This is a genomic window from Methanospirillum sp. (assembly GCF_028679455.1).
In the GTDB taxonomy this organism is placed as follows: Archaea; Halobacteriota; Methanomicrobia; order Methanomicrobiales; family Methanospirillaceae; genus Methanospirillum.
In genome coordinates, this window is sequence record NZ_JAJRBM010000449.1 from 1 (window position 1) to 3,943 (window position 3,943).

A 3,943-nucleotide genomic window follows, 5' to 3' on the forward strand; every position below is an offset into this window, starting at 1 on the left:
GGCAACTTTTGGATCAATGGTTGATGCTTTCTGAAAGCAAAGGACTGCTTCTCGTTTGTCCCCGAGATCGTCAAGAATGGTCCCCTTATTCATAAGCGCTCCCACGTGCCGTGGATCGAGTCGAAGGGTCCGGTCATAACATTGAATTGCTTCTTTATGCCTGATAAGATCTGAATAGATTAATCCCATATGAAACCAGGCAGATGCAAATTGCGGGTTGATATTGGTAGCCTGAGTAAAGGCCTGGAGAGCCTCATAATATTGTTCTAATACGCGGTGGATTTTTCCTTTGTTAAAATAGGCTTTGACATTAAATTTGTCAAGTGCGATAACCTTGTTATATGAGACAAGAGCCTCATCGTATTGTTTGGATTTATGAAGAATTAATCCACGGTTAAACCAGGCCTCAATGTTTTCCGGGTTATCAACAATTGCGACTTCGTAATATTGTAACGCATCAACATGACGTTTTAATTTATGGAAACAACCTGCCCTGTTGCGCATGGCCTCAGAATGGCGGGGATTGAGTTTTAATGCGTTCTCATAACAGGGAAGAGCCTGTTCATATCGTTTTAATTTGTGAAAACAGAGGCCACGAATGATCCATGCATCTGCATTCCATTTATCAATAACAAGTGCCTTTTTTGATGCATCCAGTGCTTCTTCGATTTTATTAAGTTTTAAGAGTAGATCTGCACGGGTAAGCCAGGCACTAATCTCCCGGGGAGAGATCTCAATGAGTTTTGATGAACTCTGTAATGCCTCCTGATACCTGTTCATTTTGATAAATGATCTGATTTTAAAGAGCCATGCTGAAAGATGTCGTTTATCTAATTCCAGGACATGATCAAATGCTGAAAGAGCATCCTGAAACTGGTTGATCTCAAAGAGACAGATCCCCTTATGCAACCATCCGGGTATTTCTTTTGGATTATGCTCAGTTGCTGCGGTAAATGCGGTTGCTGCTTCCCGGTACTGCTTCAGATTCTGCAGACAATATCCTTTAAACAACCACGCGCGTGCATGGCGTCGATCTTCTGTTATTACCTGATCAAACGCTGAAAGTGCCTCATGATCACGATGTAAATTAAACAAACAGTATCCTTTGAAGAGAGTTGCCTTGATAAGCGTTGTATCAAGAGAAAGTGCTTTATCAAAACTGATGAGTGCATCTTCATAGGATTTCCTGTTATGAAGGATACTCCCTTTATACAACCAGGCATGAGCCTGATTTGGATCAATTTCTATGGTTTTATCAAGAAATGGTAATGCTTTATCATATTCTCCCGCATGTATCAGATTTACCGCAGTTACATAGCATACATTTCCGAGATCCTGACCTGAAAGGAATACTTCTGGTATTGCCGGAGTATCACCCTGCGTTCCTTCTACTTCAACTTCCTCGGTGATCTCCAGTTCTTCAATCTGTTCTTCCAGAATTCTGCTTTCGTCGACCAGACCTGCTGAATGGGTGGCCTCGGTCAGGTATTGACTTTCAGGTACCTGAACTGGTGTCTGCGTTTCATTCGCATCTGATTGGACATGAGCGTCCTGTGGATATGGTGAGGGGAAGGTGTCGTCAGTGAGGGGTTCATCACCAAGCGGTTCGTCAGATTCATAATCCGGAGTTTCCTGCTCCTGATCGCAGGGAGATACAGGTGTGACTCCATCTGATTCTGTAATCGATTCTGAAGCAGAGATCTCCAGTGAATCATGGATATCTGAGTCAGGTGAAATGATGGGTTCTGTGGTGATTGGTTCTTTCTGGATTGCTGATACATCATCGAGAAGATATGAAAGCATCTCCTCATATTGCGAAGTACTGATCTCGCCTTTTGCATACCGGACCTTAAGTATTTTTATTGGATCCTCATCAGACATACAGCACCCCACCTGTACAGAAAATTAGGTGCACACATGCATTAAAGGTATTTTCACCACTCCATTCAGGTATCTCACAACCTACCTGATTACGATGACGGGACAATCTTACCTCATGGTATGATGTTTATTTCTTTTTTCAGGGTGCTTCGGTGGGTGAGACGCTGTATGAAAACCAGGTGCATGGAGGTCGTTTGACTTGATCGGGTCATCATTTTCTCCGATATCATCCTTTGACGGTATGTTCAACTTTTGCGTGTCCGGTTCGGGAGAGTGAGCACGCTCAATACGGGTATCAGCTCCGACGATCAGGTTCCAGGCATCATGCTGCTGATGACGGCGAACCTGAACCCCGGTTATGAGTAATGGATCTCCATATGAAGAGGAGAATAATGCTGCATGGTTGGGTCTCCGGTTTCTTACAGAGAGTATCAGATAAACCGGCTCCCTGCATGTTCCATCGCACATTTTAAAAATATGCATTCCACGTGTCCCGATATCATTGGACATTCGTATACTGGCAATAGAGATCGTTCTTCCGGCATACCGGTCAAGATGCGCAAGACGCACGAGGCGATTCTTCCGTGGTATCCGATAGGAACACCGGGTAATCGGTTGTTTGGTAAGAATCACATACGCATATTTTCGGTCTGTGTTGATGAACCGGTATCCATCTTCTTCTCCTGCCAGGAGATTCATCTGGTGTGTGGGCTGTATCGGGAGTTCTTCTTTAAAAGTCCAACAGGATTTAGGGTCACACCCACTTCCCCACAGGAACGAACAGGGAGCATATATCCTGAAATCATCCTTGATTAGTTCTTTTTGTAATAATCGCAGACTGGTCGCATGCCTGAGCTCAGCAGGTTCCACGAGGATAAGAAACCCTTTTTCATCAAGGAACCGGGTATAAGACCTGACAATCGAAGCCCGGTCTGGTATACTTAAATGTTCCAGTTCAGCAAGGACGTTTTGAAAACTGATAATATTGACCTTCTGGGAAATTCGGGTACGATTTGGATCAGCTATTTTTGTCAGGTCTTCAGATATCACCGGATGGATAGTAATGCGAGGATCGCTGGCAGCATACCCGTTGACCAGAAAGGTGTATGCTTCCTGATGTTCAGGAGATCGTTCAACAGCCAGTATCTCAAGTGTTCCTTTCTGATGTTGTTTCCAGAGATCGATGGTTGCCAGAGGAACCACTCCGGGACCGGTACCGATATCCAACATGATCAGATCTTCAGGTAGCACCGCATCCAGATCCAATCCCTGTAATAATGACCTGAACTGGGAGAAATATACCGGCAACTGATATGCAATATACGCTAATATGTCATAGCCTCGCCCGTACTTAACCACTTTTCCTGGTTTATCCTTCCAGTATGCTGCTTTTTGAGTTATGATCGCCTGGCGTAGTCTATCCAGAAATATCGGATCATCTGAGGGCTTATCAGTCTTTATGGTGATGTATTCTGCAATAAGTTCTTCAAGGAATACGGGTATCGAGGGCCCAGCTGATGCCGGTTGGTTTTTTTGACCCGGTTTACTTTTTTTGTGCTCATGTTTAGAGCGTTGTTTGCTCTCTGCATTTGTCCTGATATTTTTACCCCGGTATGAACCGGTTTTACCAGATTTATCAGATGTCTTTCGTCCTTGTCTCATATATATCCTGAAAGAAAACCAGAATTGCACAGATAGTATTGATGATATAATCCTCGGTGCTTCTTCTTTATCTATTGGCGGTGAACCCTATGAGCACTTCCCTTATCCTAGTAACCAGTTCTCCATCTGAATCCGTATGAGTTATTATAAAAAGAGTGAAAGGAGATAGCATTCTTCAGAATATCTGAACCCGTATCGTTCTCAGGATGGTAAGCATTCTTATACCTGATCCGGGATCATTGAGGAAGACGGATGAACGAGAACGGTGGATAATCCGGTTATTGTCTCAATAACGCTCTATGATGTAATGCTGCAAACGGTTTCTGATGAAATGAATCAATATTTGAATCAGATTCAACCATTAGAGAATAGGTCAATACGTGTTATCACACTCGTCAAA

The 3,943-nt window shown here is 43.5% G+C and carries 2 protein-coding genes; both read right to left on the reverse strand.

Going from position 1 to position 3,943, the window contains the following annotated elements; translation table 11 throughout:
* Positions 1 to 1,881: tetratricopeptide repeat protein (locus LUQ50_RS15575; RefSeq protein WP_300041304.1), on the reverse strand; the 1,881-nt coding region annotated here is incomplete at its 3' end.
* 108 nt (positions 1,882 to 1,989) lie between these two features.
* Positions 1,990 to 3,543 (reverse strand): small ribosomal subunit Rsm22 family protein, encoded by a 1,554-nt coding sequence (locus LUQ50_RS15580; RefSeq protein WP_300041306.1) that lies wholly within the window; start codon positions 3,541 to 3,543, stop codon positions 1,990 to 1,992.
* Between the last annotated feature and the right edge of the window lie 400 nt (positions 3,544 to 3,943).

What these genes read in the sequence shown, in the direction of transcription:
- LUQ50_RS15580 (WP_300041306.1), bottom strand. Translation starts at nt 3,543, where the DNA reads ATGAGACAAGGACGAAAGACATCTGATAAATCTGGTAAAACCGGTTCA.